General features: G+C 74.2%; 25 protein-coding genes. 11 read left to right on the top strand and 14 right to left on the bottom strand.

Annotation, left to right across the window (positions count from 1 at the left end):
- Window positions 1-35: 35 nt before the first annotated feature.
- Window positions 36-1,886: a serine/threonine-protein kinase gene (locus ACIQD7_RS10245; protein WP_402441225.1), complete on the bottom strand. Its 1,851-nt coding sequence runs from the start codon at window positions 1,884-1,886 to the stop codon at window positions 36-38.
- Between the two features lie 328 nt (window positions 1,887-2,214).
- Here ACIQD7_RS10245 and ACIQD7_RS10240 point away from each other — a divergent pair, with 328 nt between their 5' ends.
- The gene (locus tag ACIQD7_RS10240) at window positions 2,215-4,275 is read left to right on the top strand and encodes a SpoIIE family protein phosphatase (protein ID WP_402441224.1); all 2,061 of its coding nucleotides are present in this window, start codon (window positions 2,215-2,217) and stop codon (window positions 4,273-4,275) included.
- Between the two features lie 19 nt (window positions 4,276-4,294).
- Here the strand turns inward: ACIQD7_RS10240 and ACIQD7_RS10235 are convergent, their stop codons facing one another.
- From ACIQD7_RS10235 to ACIQD7_RS10225, 3 genes are all read right to left on the bottom strand, one after another.
- Window positions 4,295-4,690, bottom strand: coding sequence for a molybdopterin-binding protein (locus tag ACIQD7_RS10235; RefSeq protein WP_161371999.1), 396 nt, complete (start codon window positions 4,688-4,690; stop codon window positions 4,295-4,297).
- 83 nt (window positions 4,691-4,773) lie between these two features.
- A complete protein-coding gene (locus ACIQD7_RS10230; RefSeq protein WP_402441223.1) occupies window positions 4,774-5,253 on the bottom strand; it encodes an Lrp/AsnC family transcriptional regulator in 480 nt (159 codons plus the stop codon).
- Between the two features lie 74 nt (window positions 5,254-5,327).
- A complete protein-coding gene (locus ACIQD7_RS10225) occupies window positions 5,328-5,699 on the bottom strand; it encodes a hypothetical protein (protein WP_402441222.1) in 372 nt (123 codons plus the stop codon).
- A gap of 420 nt (window positions 5,700-6,119) precedes the next feature.
- Here ACIQD7_RS10225 and ACIQD7_RS10220 point away from each other — a divergent pair, with 420 nt between their 5' ends.
- Window positions 6,120-7,622 carry an FUSC family protein gene (locus tag ACIQD7_RS10220; protein WP_402441392.1) on the top strand — a complete coding sequence of 501 codons (1,503 nt, stop codon included), beginning with the start codon at window positions 6,120-6,122 and terminating at the stop codon, window positions 7,620-7,622.
- Window positions 7,623-7,747: 125 nt separating this feature from the next.
- Entirely contained in the window at window positions 7,748-8,812 is a 1,065-nt protein-coding gene (locus ACIQD7_RS10215; protein WP_402441221.1) for a lactonase family protein, read from the top strand.
- A gap of 85 nt (window positions 8,813-8,897) precedes the next feature.
- Here ACIQD7_RS10215 and ACIQD7_RS10210 read toward each other — a convergent pair whose 3' ends face one another.
- Both ACIQD7_RS10210 and ACIQD7_RS10205 read right to left on the bottom strand, forming a co-directional pair.
- Window positions 8,898-9,821, bottom strand: a complete 924-nt coding sequence (locus tag ACIQD7_RS10210) for a sirohydrochlorin chelatase (RefSeq protein WP_402441220.1) — start codon at window positions 9,819-9,821, stop codon at window positions 8,898-8,900.
- 166 nt (window positions 9,822-9,987) lie between these two features.
- Window positions 9,988-10,992, bottom strand: coding sequence for an N-acetylglucosamine kinase (locus tag ACIQD7_RS10205; protein ID WP_402441219.1), 1,005 nt, complete (start codon window positions 10,990-10,992; stop codon window positions 9,988-9,990).
- An 84-nt stretch (window positions 10,993-11,076) separates the two neighbouring features.
- Here ACIQD7_RS10205 and ACIQD7_RS10200 point away from each other — a divergent pair, with 84 nt between their 5' ends.
- Entirely contained in the window at window positions 11,077-11,754 is a 678-nt protein-coding gene (locus ACIQD7_RS10200) for a uracil-DNA glycosylase (protein WP_121832056.1), read from the top strand.
- 22 nt (window positions 11,755-11,776) lie between these two features.
- Here the strand turns inward: ACIQD7_RS10200 and ACIQD7_RS10195 are convergent, their stop codons facing one another.
- Window positions 11,777-12,859, bottom strand: coding sequence for a WD40/YVTN/BNR-like repeat-containing protein (locus ACIQD7_RS10195; protein WP_402441218.1), 1,083 nt, complete (start codon window positions 12,857-12,859; stop codon window positions 11,777-11,779).
- A 98-nt stretch (window positions 12,860-12,957) separates the two neighbouring features.
- Complete coding sequence (locus ACIQD7_RS10190) at window positions 12,958-14,040, bottom strand: NADH:flavin oxidoreductase/NADH oxidase (protein ID WP_402441217.1); 1,083 nt, start codon at window positions 14,038-14,040, stop codon at window positions 12,958-12,960.
- 138 nt (window positions 14,041-14,178) lie between these two features.
- On the opposite strand from ACIQD7_RS10190, the gene ACIQD7_RS10185 reads away from it, so the two are divergent.
- Window positions 14,179-14,550: an ArsR/SmtB family transcription factor gene (locus ACIQD7_RS10185; RefSeq protein WP_402441216.1), complete on the top strand. Its 372-nt coding sequence runs from the start codon at window positions 14,179-14,181 to the stop codon at window positions 14,548-14,550.
- 76 nt (window positions 14,551-14,626) lie between these two features.
- On the opposite strand, the gene ACIQD7_RS10180 is transcribed toward ACIQD7_RS10185, so the two are convergent.
- On the bottom strand, window positions 14,627-15,271 hold the full coding sequence (locus tag ACIQD7_RS10180) for a DUF305 domain-containing protein (protein ID WP_402441391.1): 645 nt from the start codon (window positions 15,269-15,271) through the stop codon (window positions 14,627-14,629).
- A gap of 179 nt (window positions 15,272-15,450) precedes the next feature.
- Between ACIQD7_RS10180 and ACIQD7_RS10175 the strand changes: the two genes are divergently transcribed.
- Window positions 15,451-16,977: a hypothetical protein gene (locus tag ACIQD7_RS10175; RefSeq protein WP_161372004.1), complete on the top strand. Its 1,527-nt coding sequence runs from the start codon at window positions 15,451-15,453 to the stop codon at window positions 16,975-16,977.
- On the opposite strand, the gene ACIQD7_RS10170 is transcribed toward ACIQD7_RS10175, so the two are convergent.
- The 4 genes from ACIQD7_RS10170 to ACIQD7_RS10155 all read right to left on the bottom strand — a co-directional run bounded on the left by ACIQD7_RS10170 (window position 16,965) and on the right by ACIQD7_RS10155 (window position 20,214).
- Window positions 16,965-17,636, bottom strand: a complete 672-nt coding sequence (locus ACIQD7_RS10170; protein ID WP_402441213.1) for a TetR/AcrR family transcriptional regulator — start codon at window positions 17,634-17,636, stop codon at window positions 16,965-16,967. The two genes, ACIQD7_RS10175 and ACIQD7_RS10170, sit on opposite strands and share 13 nt — an antisense overlap.
- A 129-nt stretch (window positions 17,637-17,765) precedes the next feature.
- Window positions 17,766-18,479, bottom strand: a complete 714-nt coding sequence (locus tag ACIQD7_RS10165) for a phosphatase PAP2 family protein (RefSeq protein ID WP_402441211.1) — start codon at window positions 18,477-18,479, stop codon at window positions 17,766-17,768.
- 82 nt (window positions 18,480-18,561) lie between these two features.
- A complete protein-coding gene (locus tag ACIQD7_RS10160) occupies window positions 18,562-19,497 on the bottom strand; it encodes a M56 family metallopeptidase (RefSeq protein WP_121832072.1) in 936 nt (311 codons plus the stop codon).
- A 135-nt stretch (window positions 19,498-19,632) separates the two neighbouring features.
- Window positions 19,633-20,214, bottom strand: a complete 582-nt coding sequence (locus ACIQD7_RS10155; RefSeq protein ID WP_402441209.1) for a DUF5134 domain-containing protein — start codon at window positions 20,212-20,214, stop codon at window positions 19,633-19,635.
- A gap of 171 nt (window positions 20,215-20,385) precedes the next feature.
- Here ACIQD7_RS10155 and ACIQD7_RS10150 point away from each other — a divergent pair, with 171 nt between their 5' ends.
- The 5 genes from ACIQD7_RS10150 (at window position 20,386) to ACIQD7_RS10130 (ending at window position 25,128) form a co-directional block, all read left to right on the top strand.
- The gene (locus ACIQD7_RS10150; RefSeq protein WP_390755936.1) at window positions 20,386-20,937 is read left to right on the top strand and encodes a GNAT family N-acetyltransferase; all 552 of its coding nucleotides are present in this window, start codon (window positions 20,386-20,388) and stop codon (window positions 20,935-20,937) included.
- 201 nt (window positions 20,938-21,138) lie between these two features.
- Window positions 21,139-22,545 (top strand): DUF6421 family protein, encoded by a 1,407-nt coding sequence (locus ACIQD7_RS10145; protein WP_402441207.1) that lies wholly within the window; start codon window positions 21,139-21,141, stop codon window positions 22,543-22,545.
- 53 nt (window positions 22,546-22,598) lie between these two features.
- Window positions 22,599-23,360, top strand: coding sequence for an SDR family NAD(P)-dependent oxidoreductase (locus ACIQD7_RS10140; RefSeq protein ID WP_402441205.1), 762 nt, complete (start codon window positions 22,599-22,601; stop codon window positions 23,358-23,360).
- Window positions 23,357-24,436: a low specificity L-threonine aldolase gene (locus ACIQD7_RS10135; protein ID WP_121832082.1), complete on the top strand. Its 1,080-nt coding sequence runs from the start codon at window positions 23,357-23,359 to the stop codon at window positions 24,434-24,436. Before ACIQD7_RS10140 ends, ACIQD7_RS10135 begins: the two co-directional genes overlap by 4 nt.
- Window positions 24,437-24,510: 74 nt before the next feature.
- Window positions 24,511-25,128 carry a transglutaminase family protein gene (locus ACIQD7_RS10130; RefSeq protein WP_402441203.1) on the top strand — a complete coding sequence of 206 codons (618 nt, stop codon included), beginning with the start codon at window positions 24,511-24,513 and terminating at the stop codon, window positions 25,126-25,128.
- Here the strand turns inward: ACIQD7_RS10130 and ACIQD7_RS10125 are convergent.
- On the bottom strand, window positions 25,115-25,834 hold the full coding sequence (locus ACIQD7_RS10125; protein ID WP_402441201.1) for a lysophospholipid acyltransferase family protein: 720 nt from the start codon (window positions 25,832-25,834) through the stop codon (window positions 25,115-25,117). The two genes, ACIQD7_RS10130 and ACIQD7_RS10125, sit on opposite strands and share 14 nt — an antisense overlap.
- Window positions 25,835-26,032: the final 198 nt, after the last annotated feature.

Below are 26,032 nucleotides of genomic sequence, written 5' to 3'. Positions count from 1 at the left end.
ACCCTAGGCCGCCCCGGAGCGGCCCGTCCCGGCCGTCAGTCCTCGCGGGGATAGACGGAGGTCACCCGGCCCTTCGCGTCGGCCGCCATGTAGGCCGACCCGTACGCGTCGGACAGGTAGACGCTCATCCCGGCGTCGTTGCCCGTGAGCGTCGAGGCCGGGGTGACGACCAGATAGCGGCTGGTCGGCTCCGCCACCCCCAGCTCCTTCTCGGCGCGCTTCATCAGGGCCGGCAGGGCGTCCCACGCGAAGGAGTCCAGGTCGACCGGGACCGCGCCGGGGAAGGCGGTGCCGCCGGGGCCCTGCCGGACGGCCACGTCCCCGCCCCGGTACATGTACCGGTCGTAGCGCTTCGTGCTGCCCTTCACCATCGCCTCGGCCATCGCGTACTCCGGGTACACGACGAAGCTGGTGACCTTGGTGTTGCCCGAGGCCGCCTGGACCGCCTCGACGGCGGTCCGGATCCCGGCGGGCGTCAGCAGGTCGAGCTTCCCGGCGGTCGCCTCCTCCGCGGGCTCCTCGGCGGGTGCCGTCGTGGGCGCCGTGGACTCCACCGGCTTCTGGGCGCCCGGCCCCTGCCGCGAGGGGGCGGCGGTCGACTTGTCGTCCGGCTCGTGCGCGCCCCGGTCCCAGTTCACGACGGCGACGGGTATCCCCACCGCCAGGACCGCCGCCACGGCGGCCGCCACGAGGGTCCGGCGCCCGCGCCGCCCGGGAGCGTCCTTCACCGGCGCGGTCGCGGAGGACGCGCCCGGGAAGCCCGCCGGTCCCGCCGACGGCGGCGCGAGACGGAACGACGTCGTCCCCCCGGAGCCGGAGCCGGAGCCGAGGCCGGAGTCGGGGCCGGGGCCGGCTCCAGGCCCCCCGAACCCGGCCCCGGGCGCCCCGAACCCCGTACCAGGACCGGACGCCCCGGCCCCGAAGCCCCCGGACCCCAGCGCCTCGAAGCCCCCGGCCCCCGGCGCCCCGAAGCCGACCGCCCCCGAACCCGCTGCTCCCGGACCCGTCCCCGGCTCCCCGAAGCCCGGCACCCGGTCCCGTACCGCCCCGTCGTCCCCCGGCGTCCCCGACGCGACGGCCGCCAGCGCCCGGTCGACCTCCTCCGCGTCCGGCCGCGCCGCCGGGTCCCGTACCAGCAGCCGGGTCAGTACGCCGGTCAGCGCGCCGGCCCGGACCGGCGGAGGCACGTCGTCGGAGATGACCGCCGCCAGGGTCGCCAGGGTGTTCTCCCGGCGCAGCGGATGGCGGCCCTCCACCGCCACGTACAGCAGCATGGCCAGCGACCACAGGTCGGCCGCCGGGCCGCTCGTGCCGCCCCGGATCCGCTCGGGCGCCATGTAGTCGGGCGAGCCGATGATGGAGCCCGAGGCGGTCAGGGCGGTGGACTCCTGGATCGCCGCGATGCCGAAGTCGGTGAGGACCGGCCGCCCGTCGGGCCGCAGCAGGACGTTGGCGGGCTTCACGTCGCGGTGCTCGATGCCCAGGCCGTGGGCGGCGCGCAGCGCCGAGAGCAGCTCGCGGCCGATTCCGGCGGCCTCGGCGGGGCTCATCGTGCCCCGGTCGAGCCGGTCCTGGAGGGAGCCGCCGGTGACCAGCTCCATCACGAGCCACGGGTAGGTGCCCTCGCCCGCGTCCACGATGTGGTGGATCGTCACCACGTTGGGGTGGACGATCCGGGCCAGCGCGCGGGCCTCCCGCAGCACCCGCGCGCGCAGGGTCCGCGCGCCCTCGGTGTCGTACTCGGCCATCGCGGGGTCCGGCGGGCGCACCTCCTTGAGCGCCACGTCACGGTGGAGGGCCAGGTCCCGGGCACGCCACACCGTTCCCATGCCGCCGCCGCCCAGCCGCTCCACCAGTTCGAAACGGCCGTCGATCACTCTGCTCACGCGCGCACCCCTGTACTCGGGTCGTTCTCTGGTCCTCGGAGCGGCACCGGCCCCCCGGCCGGGCCGCCGCCCCGCTTCGCCGTACACGTCGTCCACCCGCCGGCCTCCGGAGGCCCGTACGGGGCCCCGGGAAAGGGGGGCGTACGGGTCCGCCCGGGGGCGTCCGTCCAGATCTTCGCCGCTTCCGGGCCGTACTGTCACCTTCCGCCCCCGAGCGGCCGGGATCACCGATCGGCCGCACGCGCAGCGCCCGCCGTCACTGTCTCCTATAGGGTGATTCGGTAGGGATTGCTCCCCCCGGGGCCGGGCCGAGGCGTAGGGCGATGCGTTGGAGACTCACCAGTCGTCGAGCAGGGTTCCGCAGCCGCCCCGGGCGGTCGTGGGGGACGCCGGCGTGCTCCGCGAGCTGCTGCCGATCGCCCTCTGGCGGGAGGACGCCGGCGGCCGCGTCGTCGAATGGTCCCTCGCCGCCCAGGACCTCCTCGGCCACCGTCCCGAGGACGTGCTCGGCCGGCTCGCCGCCCCGCTCCTGGTCCCCGACGCCAACCGGGAGCTCGCCGACCGGCTCACCCTCCGCGTCCAGGCGGGCGAGACCATCATGGGCACCCTGCCCGTCCGCCACCGCGACGGCCACACGGTCGCCATGGAGATGTGGATCGTGCCGGCGGCCGACCCGGAGGGCCGGACGGGGGCGATGCTCATCGCCGTGGAGACCTCCGAGGTCCTGCGGATGCGCGACAACCTGGCGGCGATGGAGAGCCTCTTCACCCAGTCGCCCATCGGCCTGGCCCTGCTCGGCCCCGACCTGCGCTTCCTGCGCGTCAACGACGCCCTGGCCCGGATGAACGGCGTCCCGGCCGCCGAGCACGTGGGCCGCCGCCTCACCGAGGTCGTGCCCGGCGTCAACGCCGACTCGCTCGAAGCCCTCATGCGCCAGGTCCTCCACGGCGGCACCGCCGTCGTCGACGCCCGCCGGGTCGGCCGCACCCCCGCCGACCCCGGCCGCGACCGCGTCTGGTCCTGCTCGTACGCCCCGCTCCTCGACCGCGGCGACCGCCGGCCCCTGGGGCTCATCGCCTCCCTCGTCGACATCACCGAGAGCCAGGAGGCGCACGACGAGGTCGAGCGGGCCCGCCGCCGCTTCGCCCTGCTCGCGGAGGCCGGCGCCCGCATCGGCACCACCCTGGACCTCGGGCGGACGGCCGAGGAGGCCGTCCGCTTCCTGGTGCCGCAGCTCGCCGACTCGGCCGACGTGCAGATGCTGGAGTCGGTCCTCGCGCCGGACGAGTCGGCCGCCTCCACCCGCGGCGTGCTGCGGCGGCTCGCCGCCCGGTTCCCCGAACCGGCCGCCCCCACCTCCCAGCTCGTGCCGGGCCAGACCTTCCAGATCCCGCTCGACTCCGCGTACGAGCGGGCCGTCGCGCAGGGGCGGCCCACCGACCTCTACGCGTCCGACCTCCCGGCCCTCTTCGGCGGCCCGCGCGCCGAGCCGCTGCGCACCTACTTCGCCGGCCGCATCGGCTCGGCGCGGGTCGTTCCGCTGGTGGCCCGGGGCACGGTCCTCGGCACGGTCACGGTGACCCGGCTGCGGACCCGCGAGCCCTTCGACGCGCAGGACCGGGTGCTCATCGACGAGGTGGTGGCCCGCGCCGCCCTCAACATCGACAACGCCCGTCTCTACACCACCCAGCGGGAGGCCGCCCTCACCCTCCGGCGCTCCCTCACCAACAACGTGCTCCCCGCCGTCACCGGTCTCGAACTCACCGGCCGTTACCTGCCCGCGAGCTCCCACGACGTCGGCGGAGACTGGTTCGACGCCATCGCCCTGCCCGGCGGCAGGACCGGGCTCGTCATCGGCGACGTCATGGGCCACGGCATCCACGCGGCGGCGGTCATGGGCCAGCTGCGCACCGCCGTACGGACCCTGGCCCGGCACGACATCCCGCCGGCCCGGATGCTCAGCTCCCTCGACGCCGTCGTGGCCGACCTCGGCGAGGACGAGATGGCGACCTGCGTCTACGCGGTCCACGACCCGGCCACCGGCCGCTGGACGATCGCCCGCGCGGGCCATCCGCCGCCGGTCGTCGCCACCCCGGACGGGACCGTCCGCTTCCTCGAAGGGCCGCCGGGCACCCCGCTGGGCACGGGGGCCCACGACTTCGGCACGGAGGAGGTCGTCCTGCCCGGGGGCGGACTCCTCGTCCTCTACACGGACGGCCTCGTCGAGGCCCGCGACCGGGACCTCGACGAGGGCATGGGGCAGCTCGCCCGGGCGCTCCGCCCCCTGGACCGGCCCCTGGACGCGCTGTGCGACGAGGTCCTCGTACGGCTCCTCGGGGGCACCGCCCAGGACGACGTGGCGATACTGGTCGCCCGCGGTGTGGGCTGAGCCCGCCGCTCCCGGAGGGTCAGGCCAGGTCGATGTGCACGCTGGTCGACTTCACGCGCGCGGTGGCCCGCATCCCGACCTGGAGGCCCAGCTCCTCCACGGCCTCCCGGGTGAGGAGCGAGACGAGCCGGTGCGGACCGGCCTGGATCTCGACCTGGGCCGCGACGTCCCCGAGCTTGACCGCGGTCACGATCCCGGGGAACGCGTTGCGCGCCGAGGTGTACGGCTCCTCGCCGTCCCCGGCGGCGCCCTGTCCGACCTCGACGGAGAAGGCGGCGAGGTCGCGGCCGTCGATGAGCCGCCGGCCGTTCTCGTCGCGGTGGGTGGTGACCCGGCCCGCGTCGGCCCAGCGGCGTGCCGTGTCGGGGCTCACGCCCAGCAGACGCGCCGCCTGCCCGATGGTGTAGGACTGCATGGGCGCAGATTAAGCAGCGGGCCGTCGCGTATGCAAGGCTAAATGGCCCCGTTTCGCCGCATCTGCGAGCCCGGGTGGGAAGTTCAGGGATTCTCCGGGCCCCGCCCGACCGCCTCGACCAGCGGCAGCAGCCGGTGGGGGACCCGCTCGCGCAGGGCGATCTCGGTCCGGGTGCGGACCACCCCGGGCAGCTGGATGAGCCGCTGGATGACGTCCTCCAGGTGTCCGGCGTCCCGCGCCACCACCCGGGTCAGCAGATCGCCGCCGCCGGTGATGGAGAAGGCCTCCACGATCTCCGGCACGGCCGCGAGGGCGTCCCCGACCTCGTCCAGATGCCCCTGGGTCACCTCGACGTGCACGAAGGCGAGCACCGGGTGGCCGAGGGCGGCGGGGGAAAGGACCGGCCCGGTCGCGGTGATCACCCCGTCCCGCTCCAGCCGGTCGATCCGGGCCTGCACGGTGCCCCGCGCCACGCCCAGGATCCGCGCGTACTCGCGCACGCTCGTCCTCGGCTGCTCGATCAGCAGCCGCAGGATCCGGGTGTCGAGCTCGTCCACCGCCATGCCCCGCCCGCCTCCTTCGGTCCCGCCTGCCCGGGGCCGACTCTACGCTTCCCGGGCCTTCGCGCTCCCGGTCCTCAGTCCTCCGCGCGGGCCGCGTGCCGGGCCCAGAGGACCAGGGGGAGCTGGAGGGGGACGCGGCCGTAGGCGACGGCCCTGGCCGCCGCGGGGCGGTGGCGCCAGTCGTACGCCATCTTCACGTTGGCCGGGAGGACGGCCGCGAAGAAGAGGGCGGTCGCGCGGGCACTCGCCCGGCGCGTGCCCGGCACCACGAGACCGGCGGCGAGCGCCAGCTCGGCGACCCCGCTGACCCGCGTCCACGTCCGCGGGCTGCCCGGCAGGGCGCGCGGCACGATCGAGTCGAACGGCCTCGGGACGAGGAAGTGGGCGGTGCCCGCGGCGGCCATCAGGCCGGCGAGAGCGAGGGCGGAACGTGCGGGCCGGGGCATGGGGATCCTCCGAAACGACGGCGCGGAACTGTTACTGACGGGTAAGTAAGAAGTGAGAATAGGCAGGTGTGGGGCGAACCGTCGAGGCCCGGGACCGCCTCCCGCCGGAATCCGGGCCGCCGCCCCGTCCGCCGCGACGACGGCGATCCGGCGGAAATGGTCCGTTGGCCCACCAGTGGAGCACAAGATGATCGGCGAACCGGGCCAATGGACCAGTGCATCCGCGTTGAGTTGAGCCAATGGGCTCCGGATGTTTTCCTGTGTCGTATCCACGTACTTTCGGCGCCGCGCAGCGCCGGGGCGGCGACGAGGCCGGTCCGGACCGCGGCGCCTTCGTCGTGTCCGCGCGACCCCACCACCCCGGGGTGCCGCGCGGCCGGCGAAAGGCAAGACAAGGGGGCGGCCTTGGCCGTGAAGAAGATGTTCGTGGCCCCGGATCCGGGCCTCGTCCGACTGCGCGTCTCCCTGCGGGCGGTTCTCGGCATCGGCCTCGCGGTCGCGCTGGCCGAGCTCGCGGGGTTCTCCCTCACCGCCTCCATCACGGCCGGCCTCGCCGCGCTGCTCGCCCTCTTCACCGTGGGCGACCCGACCGTGCGCCGCCAGGCCGTCACCACCGCCCTGCTGCCGGCCGCCGGCTTCCCCGTCCTCGCCCTGGCGACCCTCCTCCACGACGCCCCCCTCCTGCGCGATGCCACCTGGCTCCTCGTCGTCTTCGCCGGGGTCTACGCCCGCCGCTGGGGCCCGCGCGGACACGCGCTCGGCATCTTCGCCTTCATGCAGTTCTTCGTGACGCAGTTCCTGCACGCGCTCCCCGCGCAGCTGCCCGAGCTGTACGCGGCCGTGGCCCTCGCCCTGCTCGCCTCCGGCGCCGTCCGCTTCGGCGCCTGGTGCATCGAGCGGCGCGTCCCGCCGCCCGCCGCGCCCGTCCCGCTGCCGGGCGCCGGCCTCGCCCGCCCCACCACCCGCCAGGCCTTCCAGGCCACCGTCGCCTGCGCCGTCGCCCTCGCCGCCGGCCAGCTGATCTCCCCCGAGCGCTGGTACTGGGCCGTCGGCACCGCCTGGTGGATCTTCGTCAACACCGCCTCGCGCGGCGAGACCCTCGTCCGGGGCTTCCGCCGGGTCCTCGGCACCGTGACCGGCATCGCCGCCGGGCTCCTGATCGCCGTCCCGCTGGGCGGCGCGCCCGCCCCGACCGCCCTCCTCGTCGCCGTCTGCGTCTTCGGGATCTTCTACACCGCCCCGCTGTCGTACAGCTGGATGATGTTCTTCGTGACCGTCATGGCCGGACTCCTGTACGGGCTGCTCGGCGTCCTGCACCCCGGCCTCCTCGTCCTGCGCTTCCAGGAGACCGCCGTCGGCGCGATCGGCGCCGCGATCGGCGTCGCCCTGCTGCCCGTGACCACGCACGCCGCCACCAACGCCTGGATCGAGCGGGCCGTGACCTGCGTGCACACCTGCACCACGGCCGCCGCCCGCCGGCTCGCCGGGGACCCGGACGCCGACCCGGCGCCGCACGCCGCCGAACTGGAACTCCTGCTCGGCCGGGTCCGGCTCTCCCTCGCCCCGCTCGTGCACCCGCTGAGCCCGCTGCGCGCCCGCAAGGCCCGCGCCCGCCGGGTCCTCGCCCTCCTGGACGACTGCGCCCGCGAGATCAGGGGCCTCGCCGCCGTCGCCGCCGACCCGGACGCCTCCCACGACGCCCGGCTCGCGGCCGCCGCCTGGCGCGTCGAGGCCGCCGTCCACGCCCTCGTACCCCCGGCGAAGCCCATACGGGCCTCGGTCGCCGAAGCGGCCGGGGTGCCGCGCCACCACCCCGGAGCCGAGGCCGCCCTCGGTCATCTGCACGGCCTGGAGCAGGCGCTCGTCGACCTCGCGGCGCCCCTGCGCACCTCCCCGCGCGCGCCCCTGGTCCCGGCCGCCTGAGCCGGAACGCTCCGACGCGGGGCCGGAACCGATCCCCGGTTCCGGCCCTTTGGTCTAGACCCCTGCTACCGTCGGCCGCGGAACGGCCGGCCGAACGCGACCGGCACCGGGACAGGGGAGACGCCGTGGGCGACACAGGAACGGTTCGGGACCGGGAGCACGAGGGCGCGGTCCGCGCCTACATCGGCTCCTTCACCTCGGCGGGCGGCCGCGGGGTCCTCGTCGCCGAGGTCGACGCGGAGACGGGCGCGCTGACCGTCACCGGCGCCAGCGACGCCGTCGCCGACCCCTCCTTCCTCGCCCTCGCGGGACCCCTGCTGTACGCCGTGTCCGAGACCGACGCGGGCGCCGCGGCCGCCTTCGACGTCACCGGACCCGAGCCCCGGCCGCTCGGCGCGCCCGTCCCCGTCGACGGCGCAGGACCCACCCACCTCTCCCTGGCCGCCGGATACCTCCTCACCGCCAACTACACCTCCGGCAGCGTCACCGCCCTGCCCCTGGCCGCGGACGGCGCCGTCCGCCCCGCCTCGGCCGTCCTGCGCCACGAGGGCGGCGGGCCCGTCACGGACCGCCAGAGCGGCCCGCACGCCCACCAGGTGCTCCCCGACCCCAGCGGCCGCTGGGCCCTGAGCGTGGACCTCGGGACCGACTCCGTGTGGATCTACGCCCTCGACCCCGCCACCGGGGCGCCCGTCCTCCACGGCGAGACCGCGCTGCGCCCCGGCACGGGCCCGCGCCACCTCGCCTTCCACCCGTCCGGCACCCACGCGTACGTCCTGCACGAGCTGGAGCCCGTCCTCACCGTCTGCCGCTGGGACGCGGAGACCGGCACCCTCGAACCGCTCGGCGAGACCCCCGTCGTCCCCGAGGACACCCCCGGCCCCAGCTACCCCTCCGAGGTGGTCGTCGCCCCCGACGGCCGCTTCCTCTGGGCCGCGATCCGCGGCGACGACACCCTCGCCGTCCTCGCCCTCGACCCGGACGGCACGAAGCCCGTCCTCACCGCCACCGTGCCCTGCGGCGGCACCTGGCCCCGCGACCTGACCCTCGCCCCCTCCGGACGGCACCTGTACGCGGCGAACGAGCGCTCCGGCGACGTCACCTGGTTCGCCGTCGACCCCGACACCGGCGTCCCGGCCCGCGCGGGCGCGATCGAGGCCCCGGCGGCCTCCTGCGTCGTCCTCGGCTGAGCGCCGCCCCCGGCCGGACACGCCGAAGGGCCCGCACCGACCGGTGCGGGCCCTTCCGTGGGAGCGGCGAACGGCGTCGCCGCCCTCAGAGCGCGGGCGCGCCCTGCGGCTGCTGCGGCGGGATGCCCAGCGCGGCCGAGTACTGCGAGAGCACCAGCTTGCCGATCGCCGGGTAGGCGCCCAGCGGCTCGGCGGCGGCGCACCCGGCCTCCTTCGAGGCCTCGTCGAGCAGCCCCTCGGCCAGCTCGGGACCGATCAGGTACGGCGCGAGGGCCAGCTGCTCCGAGCCGGCGGCGCGCAGCTGCTCGGCGACGGAGGCGATCGAACCCTCCTGGTCGAGCGCGGCGGCGATCACCGGCACGGCGAGGCGCGCGGCCAGCAACATGCCGGTGATCCCGGCGGCCTGCACGGCCTCCTCGCCGCCGACCGTGGCCAGGATGATGCCGTCGGCGGCCGTCGTGACCGTGAACAGGCGGGCGCGGTCGGCGCGGGCCAGGCCCGCCTCCGACAGGCGCACGTGCAGCGCCTCCGCGAGCAGCGGGTGCGGACCGAGGACGTCGGTCAGCTCGGCGGTGTTGCCGCCGTCCATCACGGCCTGGCGGACCCGGCGCGTCTGGGCGCTGTCCGGACCGGCGAGCAGCGGGACGACGACCGCGGCCGGACCCGTCGGGGCGGTGACCTCGCGGCCGGCGGCCACGGCCAGCTCGTACCGCTCGGTGCGCAGCGCCTCGACGGCCGTCAGCACGTTCGCCAGGGACGGGAACTCGGCGTCGTCGCCCTCCAGGAAGCCGATCACGGCCTCCAGGCCGGGCAGCTCGGAACGGGCGATGCTCACGACCTCTTCGGCCAGCGAGCGTATGGCGGCGGAGGGCACGCCGGGCACGGCGAGGACCAGTGCGGGAGCGCCCTCGGGCGCCGCCGCGGGTTCGGGGCGACGGTGCCGCCCGGACTGGCGGGGTCGAGGCATTCGTACAGGCAGGCCGGAAGCGGGCCCATTGGGGGAGCTCATGGCGCCGCATGTTACTGGTTTCGCCCCCGGCGCCGTTCGCTGAGGTGCGGTCACACGTCTTCTGTCCCCCTATGTCCGGTCCCCGGCGCCGCTTCCGCCCGCGTCCGCCGTCCCCGGACCCCGCCCCGGCCCGCCGCACCCGCTCCCATCTGGGCGGATGTCCCCGCTATACGGGCCCGGGGCCGAACAGCCGGAGCAGCGACGGGTCCTCCGGCAGCCGGAGCGTCCCGGCGGCGAGCGCCGACGCAAGCGCGACCGCCCCGGCCAGCGGGTCCCCGGCGGCCTCCACCGTCCGGGCGTGCGGGAGCAGCTCCCCGAGCGCGGCCCGCAGGGGGACGAGCAGGGGGTCTCCCATCCGGAACAGCCCCCCGGTCAGCGCCACCACCGCCCCCGCCCTGGCCGGGCACGCGGCCCCGGCCGCCTCCGCGATGTGCGTCCCGGCCCGCGCGAGGATGTCCGCCGCCACCGGGTCCTCCGGGGCGCAGTGCCCCACCTCGGGCGCGAAGGAGGCGAGCACCGCGGGCCGGTCCGTCCGCGGATAGAGCATTCCGGGAAGGCCCGTCACCGGTCCGAACAGCTTCTCGGCCCGGTCCAGGAGCGCCGCCGAACCGCCGCGCCGCCCGTCGTGCGCCCGCATCGCCGCCTCCAGACCGGCCCGGCCGATCCAGGCGCCGCCGCCGCAGTCGCCCAGGAGGTGCCCCCAGCCGTCGGCCCGCCGCCAGGCGGCCAGGTCCGTGCCGAGCGCGATCATCCCCGTGCCGCCCGCGACGACCGCGCCCGGCCGCTGCCCGAGCGCCCCCGCGTACGCGGTGACCGCGTCGGCCGCGAGGGCGAGCCGCCGCACCCCCCACGCCTCCGCGAGCGCGCCCGGCAGTCCGGCCCGCAGCTCGTCCCCGAGGGTCGCCATGCCGGCGGCGCCCACGGCCGCGGCGAGCACCGGCCGTCCGCCGAAGGGCCCGGTCAGGTCGCGTACGGCCGGCAGGACCTGCTCCAGGAAGTGGGCGGCGGAGATCCCGCCCGGCCCGGTCCGCACCGGCTCGCGCGAGGCGCGGGAGCCGAGGACCGTACCGGTCGCGGCGTCGGCCAGGGCGATCCGCAGCCCCGAACCGCCGGAGTCCACACCGACGACGAGGTCGCCGGGACCGTGGGAGGGGGCGTTCGCGGAGACCAAGGTGCACCGTCCTCGTACGGGGAGGGGAGGGGCCGGGCGGACGTCCGGGCCCGTTGTCACTGTAGGCCGGTAGAGTGACGGGCCGTGACAGCGCGACCTTTGAACGAACTGGTGGAGCCCGGCTGGGCGGAGGCCCTGAGCCCCGTCGCGGGACGGGTGGCGGCGATGGGGGACTTCCTGCGCGCCGAGATCGCCGCGGGCCGGACCTACCTCCCCTCCGGGCCGAACGTCCTGCGGGCCTTCCAGCAGCCCTTCGACGACGTGAGGGTCCTGATCGTGGGTCAGGACCCGTATCCCACGCCCGGGATGGCGATCGGACTGAGCTTCGCGGTCGCGCCCGAGGTCCGCTCCCTGCCCGGCAGCCTGGAGAACATCTTCCGGGAGCTGCACACCGACCTGGGCCTGCCCCGGCCGTCCAACGGCGACCTGACCCCCTGGACCCGCCAGGGCGTCCTGCTGCTCAACAGGGCGCTGACCACGGCCCCGCGCAAGCCCGGCGCCCACCGGGACAAGGGCTGGGAGGAGGTCACCGAGCAGGCGATCCGCGCCCTCGCGGCCCGGGGCAAGCCCCTGGTGTCGATCCTGTGGGGCCGCGACGCCCGCAACACCCGCCCGTTCCTGAACGGCCTCCCGGCGGTCGAGTCCGCGCACCCCTCCCCGATGTCGGCGGACCGGGGCTTCTTCGGCTCCCGGCCCTTCAGCCGCGCCAACGAACTCCTGCTCGGCCTGGGCGCGCAGCCGGTGGACTGGCGCCTGCCCTGACCTCCCGCGCGGGCGGCGGTCCTCAGACCACCGCCGCCCGGACGCACAGCACGTCCGGCAGGTGCTCGGCGAGGAGCCGCCAGGTGTCCCCGTCGTCCTCGCTCGCGTACAACTCGCCGTTCCGGTTGCCGAAGTAGACGCCCGCCGGGTCCGCGTCGTCCGTGCACAGCGCGTCCCGCAGCACCGTGCCGTAGTGGTCGCCCCCGGGCAGCCCGGCCGATAGCGGCTCCCACGTCTCCCCGGCGTCGGTCGTGCGGTAGACCCGGCACCGGCGGCCCGCCGGGACCCGGTCGGAGTCGGCCGTGATGGGGAACAGGTAGGCGGTGCCGGGCCGGTGGGGGTGCGCGGCGACCGCGAACCCGAAGTCGGACGGGAGCCCCGAGCCGATGTCGGACCAGGCGGCGCCCGCGTCGTCGCTGCGGAAGACGCCCCAGTGGTTCTGGAGGTAGAGCCGGTCCGGATCGCCCGCGTCCTGCGCGATCTTGTGGACGCACTGCCCGAACTCGGGGTGCGGGTCCGGCAGGAACACCGCCGACACGCCCTCGTTGGACGGCTCCCACGCCGCTCCGCCGTCCCGCGAGCGGAACACCCCGGCGGTCGACACCGCGACCGTGAGCGCCTCGGGATCGCGGGGGTCGGTGACCACGGTGTGCACGGCCTCGCCGCCCCCGCCGGGCACCCACCGCGAGCGGGTCGGGTGCTCCCACAGGGGCCGGACCAGCTCGAAGGACTCGCCGCCGTCGGCCGACCGGAAGAGCGCGGCCGGCTCCGTCCCCGCGTACACCACGCCGGGGGAGTGCTCCGGCGCCGGGTGCAGCTGCCAGACGCGCTCCAGGGAGGCCCCGGTGTCCGCGGGGAACCGCACGGCCGGCCGGGCCGGCTCGGTCCAGCTCCGGCCGAGGTCGTCGGAGTGGAAGACGGACGGGCCCCAGTGGGCGCTGTCCCCGCCGGCGAGCAGGCGCGGGGCCGGCCCCCGGGTGTCGACGGCGACCGAGTACACCGCCTGGGCGGGGAACGCCGGATCGTCGAACTCCCACCGCCCGTCGTGCCTGCGGCCGATGAAGAGGCCCTTGCGGGTTCCCACGGCGAGGAGTACGTCGGTCATGACTGCCACCTCCAGGACGTCCTTGTCACGGATGTGGCCAGTCTGCACCCGGCCACTGACAACGCCTCCCGGACGCGCCCCGGGCCCGTGGGACCCGGTCAGATCGCCCAGGCGTACTGCGCCGGCGCGTCGACCTCCGCGCCCAGCTCGCGGGCGGCGCGGCGGGGCCAGGAGGCGTCGCGCAGCAGCTCGCGGCCGAGCAGGACCGCGTCGGCCTCGCCGTTGGCGACGATCTTCTCGGCCTGCCCGCTCTCGGTGATGAGGCCGACGGCGGCCACGGGCAGCCCGGTCTCCGCCTTGACGCGGGCGGCGAAGGGCACCTGGTAGCCGGGGCCCACCGGGATGCGGGCCGGTCCGCCGTTGCCGCCGCTGGAGACGTCGAGGAGGTCCACGCCGTGCTCGCGGAGCAGCGCGGCGAACCGTACGGTCTCGTCGGCCGTCCAGCCCTGCTCCTCCAGCCAGTCGGTGGCCGAGATCCGGAAGAAGACGGGCAGTTCCTCGGGCCACACGGCCCGCACCGCGTCGACGACCTCCAGGGCGAGACGGGTCCGGTTCTCGAAGGAGCCGCCGTACGCGTCCGTGCGGTGGTTGCTGTGCGGGGAGAGGAACTCGCCGATGAGGTAGCCGTGGGCGCCGTGCACCTCGATCACCTCGAACCCGGCGTCCAGGGCGCGACGGGCCGCGTCCGCGAACTGCCCGGTGATCTCCCGGATCCGCTCCTCGGTCAGCTCGGTCGGGACCGGGTGGCCCTCGTCGAACGGGACCGGGCTGGGGCCGACGGGCTGCCAGCCGTCACCGCCGGGCGCGACGGGCCCGCGGCCCTCCCAGGGGCGGTTGGTGGAGGCCTTGCGCCCCGCGTGACCGATCTGGATCCCCGGAACGGTGCCGTGCTCCTTGAGGAAGCCGGCGATCCGCCGCAGCCCCTCGGTCTGGGCGTCGTTCCAGAGCCCGAGGTCCGCCGGGCTGATGCGGCCCTCGGGGGCGACGGCGGTCGCCTCGACCAGGATCAGTCCGGCGCCACCGGTGGCGCGGGCGGCGTAGTGGGCGAAGTGCCAGTCACGGGCGACACCCGCGTCCGGGCCGGTCGGCTCCGCCGAGTACTGGCACATGGGCGCCATCCAGACCCGGTTGGGAAAGGTCAGGGACCGCAGGGTGTAGGACTCGAACAGGGCGACGCTCATGACGGACTCCGTTTCGGGGTGCCTGGGTTTCGGGGTGCCGCGAAGACACTCGTACGATACCCGCCGTAGTACGGCACCTGTCAAACTACGAGGTCCCTCGTACAATGGACGTCTTCCCGGAGAAGTGGAGCCGCCGCCATGACGACCACCGCCAGCCCGCGCGTCCTCGAACACCCCGCGCGCGACCGGATCCGCCTCGAAGAGGTGCTGCACGCGCTCGCGGACGCCGTGCGCCTGCGGATCGTGCGGGACATGGCGCGCGAGGACACCGAGCTGAGCTGCTCGTACTTCGACCTCCCGGTGACCAAGTCCACGACGACGCACCACTTCCGGGTGCTGCGCGAGAGCGGGGTCGTCCGGCAGGTGTACCGGGGAACGGCCAAGCTCAACGTCCTGCGCAGGGAGGACCTCGACGCCCTCTTCCCCGGCCTCCTCGACACCGTCCTCGCGGCGGCGACGGCACAGGCGGACCGCGAGAAGGCGGGGGAGGGCGGGGGCGCGACGGCCTGACGGCCGCGACGGTCTGACGATCGTGAGGGCCCGGCGGCCGTGGGGGGGCCGGCGATCGTGAGGGGAGGCGCCGTCCCTATAGCGACCGCATCCGGTTGATCTCCGACGTCTGCTGGGCGATCACGTCGTTCGCCATCTCCTCCACCAGGCCGTTGTTGCCCGCGCCCAGCAACTCCGCCGCCATCGTCACGGCCCCCTGGTGGTGCGTGATCATGAGCTTCAGGAAGAGCGCGTCGAAGGCCTTGCCCCGGGCCTTCCGCAACTCGGCCAGCTGGGCCTCCGTGGCCATGCCCGGCATCGCGTGGTGGTCGTGCGCCCCCTGTTCGCGCGGCCCGCCGTTGCTCTTCAGCCACCCCTCCATCGCGCCGATCTCCGGCTTCTGCGCGGCCGAGATCCGTTCGGCGACCTTCCTGACCCCGGCGGACTCCGCCCGGTCCGGCGCCAGTTCCGTCATCGTCAGGGCCTGGCGGTGGTGCACGATCATCATCTGCACGTACCGGAAGTCCGCGCCGTTCGGGCTCTCGTCGGGGAGCAGCCGGGCCGCCTCCTCGGGGCTCACCCGCCGGGCCGGCTCACCCGGCTTCCCCGGCGCGATCACCGTCCCCCCGGTCGAGGCCGCCTGCGGAGCGCCCTCGTCCGGCGCCGAGTCGCAGGCGCCCAGGGCGAGTACGACGACGGCGGACAGGGCCACGGCGACGACGGCACGCTGACGGCGGATCAACAACGCGACCTCCAGGTTTTCTCGCGGGGACAGAGACCGTTCCTAGCACTTTTCTCCGGGGGACCGATCAGAATCCTTCATTACGTCTGTGTTGCCATCTGTTGAGATGTGCACGGCAAGGAAGATACTGCCGGGGTCCAACACCCGTTCAAGACTGAACGGACACCAGGGAGGACGGAGTGACTTCGTTGCGTACCCCGCGTACCACGACCGCCGCGCGCGACCCGCGCGGACGGATCAGACGCCTGGGCGTGGCATCCGCCGCGGCCGGACTGCTGGCCACGCTGCTCGCCGCCGGGCCGGTGGCCGCCACCCCCGACCCCGGAGACGCGCCCGCGCGGGCCACGGTCTCCTCGGAGCAGGCGGCCGACGCGCGTTCCGCGATCCGGAGCGGCGACATACCCGGCGTGGACGAGATCGTCCACACCCGGAACATCGAGCACCTCGCGAACATCCCCAAGGACGCTCTGCCGGGGCTCAACACGGACCTCGCCTTCCAGGGCAAGTACGCCTTCGCCGGCAACTACGACGGCTTCCGGATCTTCGACATCAGCAGGCCGAAGTCCCCGAAGACCGTCGCCCAGGTCCTCTGCCCCGGCTCCCAGAACGACATCTCGGTCTCCGGGGACCTGCTCTTCCTCTCCACCGACTCCTCCCGGAGCGACGACTCCTGCGCGAGCACCACCCAGCCCGCCACGGTCAAGGAGTCCTGGGAGGGCATGAAGATCTTCGACATCAGCGACATCAGGAACCCGAAGTACGTCGCCTCCGTCGAGACCGCCTGCGGCTCCCACACCCACACGATCGTGCCGCAGCGCAAGGACGTGTACATCTACGTCTCCTCGTACGGCCCCGGCGCCGCGTTCCCGGACTGCCAGCCCCCACACGACGGCATCTCGGTCATCAAGGTGCCCCGCAAGGCGCCCCAGAAGGCCAAGCTCGTCGGCTTCCCCGTGCTCTTCCCGGGCGAGGGCCCGGACGGCGGCGGCAACCCCGGCGCCCCCACCAACCCGGGCGTCTCCAAGACCACCGGCTGCCACGACATCACCGTGCTGCCCGAGGAGGACCTCGCGGCCGGCGCCTGCATGGGCGACGGCATCCTCTTCGACATCTCGGACCCCGAGCGCCCCCGGGTGATCGACCGCGTCCAGGACAACGTCAACTTCGCGTTCTGGCACTCCGCGACCTTCAACCTGAAGGCGAACAAGGTCGTCTTCACCGACGAGCTCGGCGGCGGCGGCGCGGCCACCTGCAACGCCGAGGTCGGCCCGAACCGGGGCGCCGACGGCATCTACGACATCGTCGGCAAGGGCAAGAAGCGCAAGCTCGTCTTCCGCAGCTACTTCAAGATCCCGCGCCACCAGGCCGCCACCGAGAACTGCGTCGCCCACAACGGCTCCCTGATCCCGGTCAAGGGCAAGGACCTCATGGTCCAGGCCTGGTACCAGGGCGGCGTCTCCGTCTGGGACTTCACCAACTCGGCCAAGCCGAGGGAGATCGCCTACTTCGAGCGGGGCCCGCTCTCCGACACCACCCTGTCGGTCGGCGGCTCGTGGTCCGCGTACTACTACAACGGCCACATCTACTCGAACGACATCGCCAAGGGCTTCGACGTCCTCAAGATCTCCGACCGCCTCACCGATCCCGCGAAGCGGGTCCGTCTCGACGAGCTCAATGTCCAGACGCAGCCGGACTACTTCGACTGATCCGGCCCGTCGCGGCCCTCGGGGCCCGTCGGCGACCTGAGCGACGGCGTGCCGTCGGGCGGACCCCCGTCCGGCGGCACGCCGAGCTCCCAGTCCAGCCCGTACCGGGCGAACAGCTCCGACCGCAGCCGCGTCCACGGCATCGGGGCCCCCGGCAGCAGCACCGCCACCACCGCGCCCATCAGCAGGGCCCGCAGCAGCGGATAGTCCGTGTCCACGTCCTCGGAGCCGTACCGCTCGACCGTGTCGCGCAGCAGGAAGGCGAGGCGCTGCTGCTCCTCGCACCGCACGAAGCCCTCGGCCTGCAGGATGCCCGCCATGTGGGTCCGCATCAGGGTCGGGCGCTCCACCGCGAGCCCCAGGATGGCGTCGATCGCGCGGGCGAGCAGCTCCCGGCCGTCCCCCGTGCGCGGCTCGCGCGCGAGCGCGGCCTCCAGGGTGAGGTGCATCAGCCGGTGCACCGCCGACTGGAGCAGCTGCCGCTTGCCCGGGAAGTAGTACGAGACCAGCCCCCGTGCCGTACCCGCCCGTTCCGCGATGTCGCCAAGCGTGGTCGCCTCGTAGCCCCGCGTGTCGACGAGCTCCACGGTGGCCTGCAGAATGCGCTCCCGCGACCGGCGCCGAAGCTCTTCATTGACCGATGGGCTACGCGGGGACATGCTGGACTCCTGCGTTGACTGGCTGCCGGCCAATATACTCGGCGCATCCCGTCGGCCTGCCTCCGTGGCGGACCGCCGGGGACGCCGTCTGTTCTGGGCGACACGGGGGATCGTCCAGAACAGACGGCTTCAGCGCGTTTCCCCCGCTCCGCTGCTCCCGCTGCCTCCGTCGGCCCCATCGGTCCTCTCGGTCCCCTCGGTCCCGGAGACGGCCGACGCGCCCCGCCGTTCGCTCCGGCGGTACGCGAGGATCGCCACGGCCACGCAGAACCAGCCGAGCAGCCAGCCCCCGACGACGTCCGAGGGCCAGTGGACGCCCAGGTAGGTCCGCGTCCACCCCACTCCGAGCACCGACACCACCGCGGCGGTCGCGAGCACGCCCCAGCCGCGCCACTCCTCCCGCCAGTGCAGCGCGAGGACCCACAGCAGCAGCCCGCAGGTGACCGTCGCCGTCATCGCGTGCCCGGACGGGAAGGCCGCGTAGTGCGCCCAGTCGACCGGATCGGGCCACCGGGGCCGCTCCCGCCCGACGAGCGCCTTCAGGCCCTGCTGGAGCAGGACGGCGAGGGCGCTGGTCCCGACCACCCACAGGGCGAGCCGCCGCTCCCTCCGCCACCACAGCAGCACCGCGGTGCCGGCGGCCAGGGCGCGCATCGTCAACGGGTCCCAGACCCAGTCGCTCAGGACGCGGTTGACCCGGGTGAGGCCGGGGTGGGCGACGGCGCTGCGGTGCAGTTCCTCGGCGACCGACCGGTCGAAGGAGAGCAGCGGCGACCATCCCGCGGCGACGAGCGCGAGCAGCAGGGCGGACAGGACTCCGGAGACCACGGCGGAGGAGCGCATGGGCCGATCCTGCCCCAGGATCGGCCCCGCATGATCCCTCACACGCCCCGCGCGCTTCTCGGGGCGTCCGGCGGGACAGGACCTAGCCCAGTGCGCGGAGGGCCGGGACGAAGGCCACGAGCACCGGGACCACGGGCACCAGGGACGCGGCCGCCGTCAGGCGCAGCCGGCGTCCGGCGGTGAGCCGGGGCGCCGCGGTCAGGAGGCGGTTCACCCGCTGGGGCAGGCCCGCGTCCGGGGCCGGGCCGGGGCCGAACACCCCGCGGTCCTCGTTCAGTTCGACCAGCGCGAGCGCGATCGTCAGCCGCCCGAACCGGCGCGAGGCCACGTCGTCGGCGGCCAGCTCGACGAGCCGGTGCATCTCCTCGCGGAAGGCCGTGAAGACGGGGACCCCGGGGAAACCGGCGGCCAGCGCGGCCGAGCAGTGCAGCAGCCAGTCGTGCCGGGCCCGTGCGTGGCCCTGCTCGTGCGCCAGGACCGCGTCCAGCTGACGCCCCTTCAACCGGCGCAGCGCCGCCGTGGTGATGACCAGCTGGGGCGTGGGCCCCGCCAGCCACCAGGCGTCCGCCCGCTCGCCCTCCAGGACCACCAGGCGCTCGCCGCCCGGCTCCTCCCCGGGCATCAGGGGCGCGCGGACGAGCAGGTCGCAGCGGCGCTGCCGGCGGCGGGCGCGGGCCCGGCCGATCTCCCGGCCCAGCATCGCCCCGGACCACACCCCGCCGGCCGCGAGGACCACCGCGAGCACCGCCGACCAGGGGCCGGTCGTGCCGAGCTCGTACGCCTCGATCACGGCGCTCGGCGCGGGCGCGAAGACCTGCCCGCGCACGGCCTGCCAGGCGGCCGACGCGCTGAACGTCATGGAGAGCGCGAAGCTCAGCAGGACGGCGGCCACCACGCACTGCCAGACCCACAGGGCCACCACGGGTTCTCGCTCGACCCAGTCCGCCCTGGACAGCAGCCGGGGGGCCACGAGGGCGGTCAGGAGGCCGAGCAGGAACAGCGCGAGGGAGACCCACATGACGCCAGCCTATGAGCGCGGTACGGGTCGGGGGTACGGGCGCGGGGAGCAAGTGACGTACGCCACGGTTTCGTTGCCCCCGGCCCCTGGGCTCTCCCGGCACCCGGCCTGCCTCCGCCCCCGGCTCCCGTCCCCTCAGAGCGTCACGAGCATCGCCACCATGCCCAGCGCCATCGACAGCCGGCAGGCAAGGGTCATCTCCGGTCCGCCCGCCCGGCTCACCCGGCCCGCTCCACCCACTGGCGCGGGGGCACCCGCCGAGGCCGCCACCGGAACCAGCCGCGCCCCCGCGCGCAGCACGTACACCGCGTAATAGAGGAGGAGCCCGCCCGTGAGCACGGGTATGCCCCCCGCGCCCGCCGTCATGTGCCCCGTGTGCGCCCCCGGCGCGCCGGGGGCCGCCATCGCGACCGCCATGTAGACCATGGCGAGCGAGCCCACCAGGTGGTGCAGATGGTGGGCGCCGTGCCGGACGGCGAGCAGGCCGTGCAGCGCCGTCGCGCCGAACACCGCCGCGTACACCGCCCAGCTCCACCCCGGCGGCGTCAGGACCGCCGCGGGCAGCGCCATGAACGCCATCCCGAACCCCATCACCGCCTCGCCGCTCGAGGCCCGCCGCTCCTGCCCGGCGCACGCGCGCATCCGCAGCAGGCAGTACGCGCCCGTCACCGCGCACAGGGCGACCAGCAACCACCCGGACAGAGCCGGTCCGTGCACGGCACACCTCCCCCTCGACGCCGTCCCCTCCGGGGAGGGATGCCCGCCCCTCCCGAGCGGTACGCGGGCGCACGGTTGCGCACAGGCGTACGAGGGGGAGCGAAAGGTGCGCGCGTTAGGCTCGGGACGATCGCGCACGCCGATCGTCGACGCCCGAGGGGAGCCCCGTACATGGAGACCGCCACGTCCCAGGAGACCGGCCGGATCAGCTACCGCGAAGCGGTCCTGGAGGACGTCCCCGTCCTCGTGCCGCTCGTGGAGTCGGCCTACCGGGGCGACGCCAGCCGGGCCGGCTGGACCACGGAGGCGGACATCCTCCAGGGGCAGCGCACCGACCCCGAGGGCGTGGCCGCCGTGATCACGGCCCCCGGCAGCCGCCTCCTGGTGGTCGAGCGGGACGGCGAGACCGTCGCCTGCTGCCAGCTGGAGCACCGGGGCGAGGCCGCCTACTTCGGGATGTTCGCCGTCCGCCCCGAGCTCCAGGGCGCGGGTCTCGGCAAGCGGATCATCGCCGAGGCCGAGCGCCGGGTGCGCGAGCTGTGGGACGTGCGCGAGATGCACATGACGGTGATCTCCGTGCGCGAGGAGCTGATCGCCTGGTACGAGCGGCGCGGCTACCGGCGGACCGGCCGGACGACGCCGTTCCCCTACGGCGACGAGCGCTTCGGCCTGCCCCAGCGCGACGACCTGGAGTTCGAGCTGCTGATCAAGCCGCTGGTGTGAACCCGGGTCCGGAGGGCCCGGGCGCACCGGACGCACTCGAACGGACCTGAAGGGCGGAAGCGTGGCCTTCCCCCTGGACGACAGGAAAAACTTCTGTCTTCAGGGGGGTTCAACAGGAGATTTTCTCTTGCTCCCCTTGTGGGAAGGAAGCACCGGTGATTACGGTGTCTTGACGCAAGGTTCTCCTGTGGAGGAAGAGGCATGACGGAAATTCTTGTGCAGGACGTGACCGGTGAGGCGATATCCACCGACGCCCGGGTGATCGACCACCCGGCCTGGCCCGAGCTCAAGAATGCCGTGGAGGAGATCCGCGCCTGGCAGCGCGCGGACGGATCCATCGACTTCGAGGCCGAGGGCGCCCCCGCCCGCTCCCTCGTCGAGCTGGTCCTCGACCGGATCGTCGCCGCGGTCGAGCAGCTCTCCCCCCTGCTCCCGCACGACGCCGCCTACCACCGCGCCCTCGTCGCCGACCTGCGCAAGTGGGCCGAGAGCGGCTTCGCGGTGCCGGACTTCCTGGACGCGCTGCTCGCCTTCCAGCCGGCCGCCGACCGCGCCGACGGGCTCCAGCACCTCGTGCTCTTCCCGATGTACACGCAGAATGGCAACCCGGACCGCAACCTGGAAGCCGTCGTGCTCCGCATGGTCTGGCCCGAGTGGCTCGCCGACCTGGAGCGCACCCGCTACGACAACCCGCTCTTCTGCGGCATCACCTTCGAGGACTTCACCGCCGGGTACGACACCAACTCGGCCGTCCTCTTCCCGGAGACCATCGCCGTCCGCGAGGCCCCCGAGCGCTTCACCTGGGGCGGCATCTTCTGCGACCGCGAGGCCGCCCGCTTCCGCAAGGTCACCGAGGCCGCCGTCGACACCCTGGGCATCGAGCTGCCCGCCGACGTCGCCGCGATGATCGACGACCAGGAGCGCTGCGAGAAGGCCTTCGTGCTCTGGGACATGGTCCACGACCGCACCCACAGCCACGGCGACCTGCCCTTCGACCCCTTCATGATCAAGCAGCGCCAGCCCTTCTGGATGTACGGCCTGGAGGAGCTCCGCTGCGACCTCACCGCCTTCAAGGAGGCCGTGAAGCTGGAGGCCGAGGGCAACGCGCACGGCCGTGACGTGCAGTACGCCGTCCTCTTCGACCGCATGTTCCGCTTCCCGCTCTCCGGCGACCGGAACCGCAACTACGACGGCCTCGGCGGCCAGCTCCTCTTCGCGTACCTCCACAAGCACGACGTGGTGCGCTGGACGGACAACACGCTCAAGATCGACTGGGAGCGGGCCCCCCAGGTCACCAACCAGCTCTGCGCCGAGATCGAGAAGCTCTACCGCGACGGCATCGACCGCCCCAAGCTCGTCCACTGGTTCAAGGCGTACGAGCTGGTCTCCACCTACCTCGCCCCGCACCCGGGCTCGAAGTGGGCCAAGGGTCCCGACGCCCTCGACCTGTCCCTGCCGCCGCGCAAGCTCGTCGACGACGTGCTTCCGGACGAGTTTCCGCTCAGCATGTTCTTCGAGGCCCTCGCCAAGAAGCTGAAGGGCGTGATCGCCGACACCAAGGGGATCACCGCCACCGGCGCCCCGCGCACCGAGCGGGCCGCCGCGTGAGCGCTCCTGCCGAAGGACCGGGGAACGCCGAGCGCACGGAGGAGACGGTGTCCATGAACGCCGAAGGAAACGGCGGGCCGCTCGACGGCGCCGTCATCGCGGTCGCCGGTGCGGCCGGCCCCGCGGGCCGCGCCACGCTGCTGCGGCTCGCCGAGGCCGGCGCGACCGTCGTTGCGTCCGACGCGGACCCGGCCCGCCTCGCGGAGGCCGTCGACGCCGCCCGCTACGCGCACGGCGGCGCCACGGTCGTCGGCGACACCGTCGACCTGCTCGACCCGGCCGCCACCCGCGACTGGGCCGCGAAGACCGAGGGCGAGTTCGGCCGGATCGACGGTCTGGTCCACCTCGTCGGCGGCTGGCGCGGCAGCCCCTCCTTCACGGAGACCGAGCTCAAGGACTGGGACTTCCTGGAGAAGCTCCTGATCCGCACGGTCCAGCACACCTCGCTCGCCTTCCACGACCCGCTGCTCCGCGCGGGCGGCCGCGGCCGCTACGCCCTGATCAGCCAGTCCGGCGCCCACAAGCCGGTCGCGGGCAACGCCGCGTACAACGCGGGCAAGGCCGCGGCCGAGGCCTGGGCCCTCGCCATGGCGGACTCCTTCCGCAAGCTGGGGGGCGACGACGGCCCGCAGGCGGCGGCTGCGATCCTGGTGATCAAGGCGTTGGTGCACGAGGCGATGCGCGCCGAGCGCCCCAACGCGAAGTTCGCGGGCTTCACCGACGTCGACGACCTGGCCGCAGAGATCGCCGGCCTGTGGGACAAGTCCGCCCAGGAAGTGAATGGACAGCGTCTGTGGCTGACCCCCAAGCCGTGACCGCGGCCCTCGGCCCCAGGACCGACGCACGTCGTCACCACGACCCGTCGGTCCGGGGCTTCGCCAGCGACAACTACGCCGGCGCCCACCCCGAGGTCCTCGCGGCCCTCGCCCTCGCCAACGAAGGCCACCAGGTCGCCTACGGCGAGGACCAGTACACCGACCACCTCCAGCGGATCGTGCACAGCCACTTCGGTCCGGGCGCCGAGGCCTTCCCGGTCTTCAACGGCACCGGGGCCAACGTGACCGCCCTCCAGGCGCTCACCGACCGCTGGGGCGCCGTCATCTGCGCCGAGTCCGCCCACATCAACGTGGACGAGGGCGGCGCGCCGGAGCGGATGGGCGGCCTCAAGCTGCTCACCGTGCCGACCCCGGACGGCAAGCTCACCCCCGAGCTGATCGACCGGCAGGCCTGGGGCTGGGAGGACGAGCACCGGGCCATGCCGCAGGTCGTCTCGATCACCCAGAACACCGAGCTGGGCACCGTCTACACGGTGGACGAGATCCGCGCGATCACCGAGCACGCCCACGCCAAGGGCATGAAGGTCCACCTCGACGGGGCGCGGATAGCCAACGCCGCCGCCTCGCTCGACGTGCCCATGCGCGCGTTCACCAACGCGGTGGGCGTCGACGTGCTCTCGTACGGCGGCACCAAGAACGGGATGGTCTTCGGCGAGGCCGTGATCGTGCTGAACCCCGACGCGGTCAGCCACATGAAGCACCTGCGCAAGCTGTCCATGCAGCTCGCGTCGAAGATGCGGTTCGTGTCGGTACAGCTGGAGGCCCTGCTGGCGAAGGACCTGTGGCTGCGCAACGCCCGCCACGCCAACGCGATGGCCCAGCGCCTCGCGGCCGGGGTGCGCGCCCTCGACGGGGTGGAGATCCTCTACCCGGTCCAGGCCAACGCGGTCTTCGCCCGCCTCCCGCACGAGGTGAGCCGCCGGCTCCAGGAGCGCTTCCGCTTCTACTTCTGGGACGAGGCCGCCGGCGACGTGCGCTGGATGTGCGCCTTCGACACCACGGAGGACGACGTGGACGCCTTCCTCCAGGCGCTGAAGGAAGAGCTGGCCCGCTGACTCGGGCTGCATGAATATACGGCCGGACGGAAAGTCATTGACTCCGTCCGGCCGTCTTTCTAGGGTCGTCCCGCATGGAACCCATCCAGCAGGACCCCGACGTCGACGCCTACCTGAGCGCGGGCGAGGCCGTCGACCACGAGCACCCGGTCGTACGGGAGACGGCGGACCGCCTCTCCGCCGGGCACCCCGGCGCGTACGCGTACGCCGAGGCGGCCTTCGCGTACGTACGGGACGAGATCCCGCACTCCATGGACTCCGGCGACCCCCGCGTCACCTGGCGCGCCTCCGACGTCCTGGAGCTGCGCACCGGCATCTGCTACGCCAAGACCGTCGCGTACGCCGCGCTCCTGCGGGCCCGGGGCATCCCGGCCGCCCTCTGCTACCAGCGGCTCACCGACGACGACGGGTCTCACCACGTGGTGCACGGCCTCGCCGCCGTCCTGCTGCCGGGGGAGCGGAAGTGGGCCCGCCAGGACCCGAGGGGCAACGCGCCGGGCGTCGACACCCGCTTCTCCCTCGGGCCGGAGAGCCTCGTCAGGACCGTGCGGCCGGAGCTCGGCGAGGTGGACTACCCGCTGCTCCACGCCGAGCCCCACCCGACCGTCCTGGCGGCCCTGAGGGCCGCCCGCGACCGGGCGCACCTGGAGCGGACGCTCCCCGCCGCGCTCGGGCCGGTCAGGCTTCCTTGACCTGCGCCGGCGTCGGAGCCGTACCGCCGAGGTGCGCGGGCACCCACCAGGTGTCGGCCGCGTCCTTGGGACGGACCGGGTAGGCGCGCTGCGCGGCCTCCAGGAGCTCCTGCACGCGCTCGCGCAGCCGCCGGGTGATCGCGCCCGCGTACTGGTCGGCGGGGGCCTCCACGGCCTCGCCGACGCGGATCGTCACCGGGATGTGGCTCCGCCTGAAGTTCCGCGGCCGGCCCTTCGTCCAGACCCGCTGGGTGCCCCACAGCGCCATCGGGATCAGCGGGACGCCCGCCTCCTGCGCGAGGCGCGCCGCGCCCGTCTTGAAGCCCTTGAGCGTGAAGGACTGGGAGATGGTCGCCTCCGGGAAGACGCCGACGATCTCGCCGGACCGCAGCGACTCCAGGGCGTGCTTGTAGGCGTGCTCGCCCTGCGAGCGGTCCACCGGGATGTGCTTCATGCCGCGCATGAGCGGACCGGAGACCTTGTGCCGGAAGACCGAGTCCTTCGCCATGAAGCGCACCAGGCGCTTCTGCGGCAGCGCGGCGAGACCGGTGAAGATGAAGTCCAGGTAGCTGATGTGGTTGCTGACCAGGACGGCTCCGCCGGTCCGCGGGATGTGCTCCGAACCCTGCGTGTCGATCTTCAGGTCCAGCGCCTTGAACATGGTCAGAGCGGCGCCGACGACCGGCCGATAGACGAGTTCTGCCATCGGAGAGGAACCCCTTCTTCCTGCTTGTCCGGGGAGGGTTCTCCCGGCGAAGTTACGCGGCCGTAGGTTTTCGGCTTTGGGCAGATCGTGCCCCATGAGGGACGCTGTGACCAGCCTGAGCGCCGTCGTGAGGGGAGATTCTCGTCACTAGCGACGGCCGGAACGGGAATCGAATGCCCGCCCCGCGACGCTGTATCC

Origin of the sequence: Streptomyces sp. NPDC093071 (assembly GCF_044754545.1) — a bacterium.
Classification (GTDB): Bacteria; Actinomycetota; Actinomycetes; order Streptomycetales; family Streptomycetaceae; genus Streptomyces.
The sequence above is the reverse complement of the archived record's forward strand: the minus strand, read 5'-3'. Positions and strand labels throughout refer to the sequence as shown.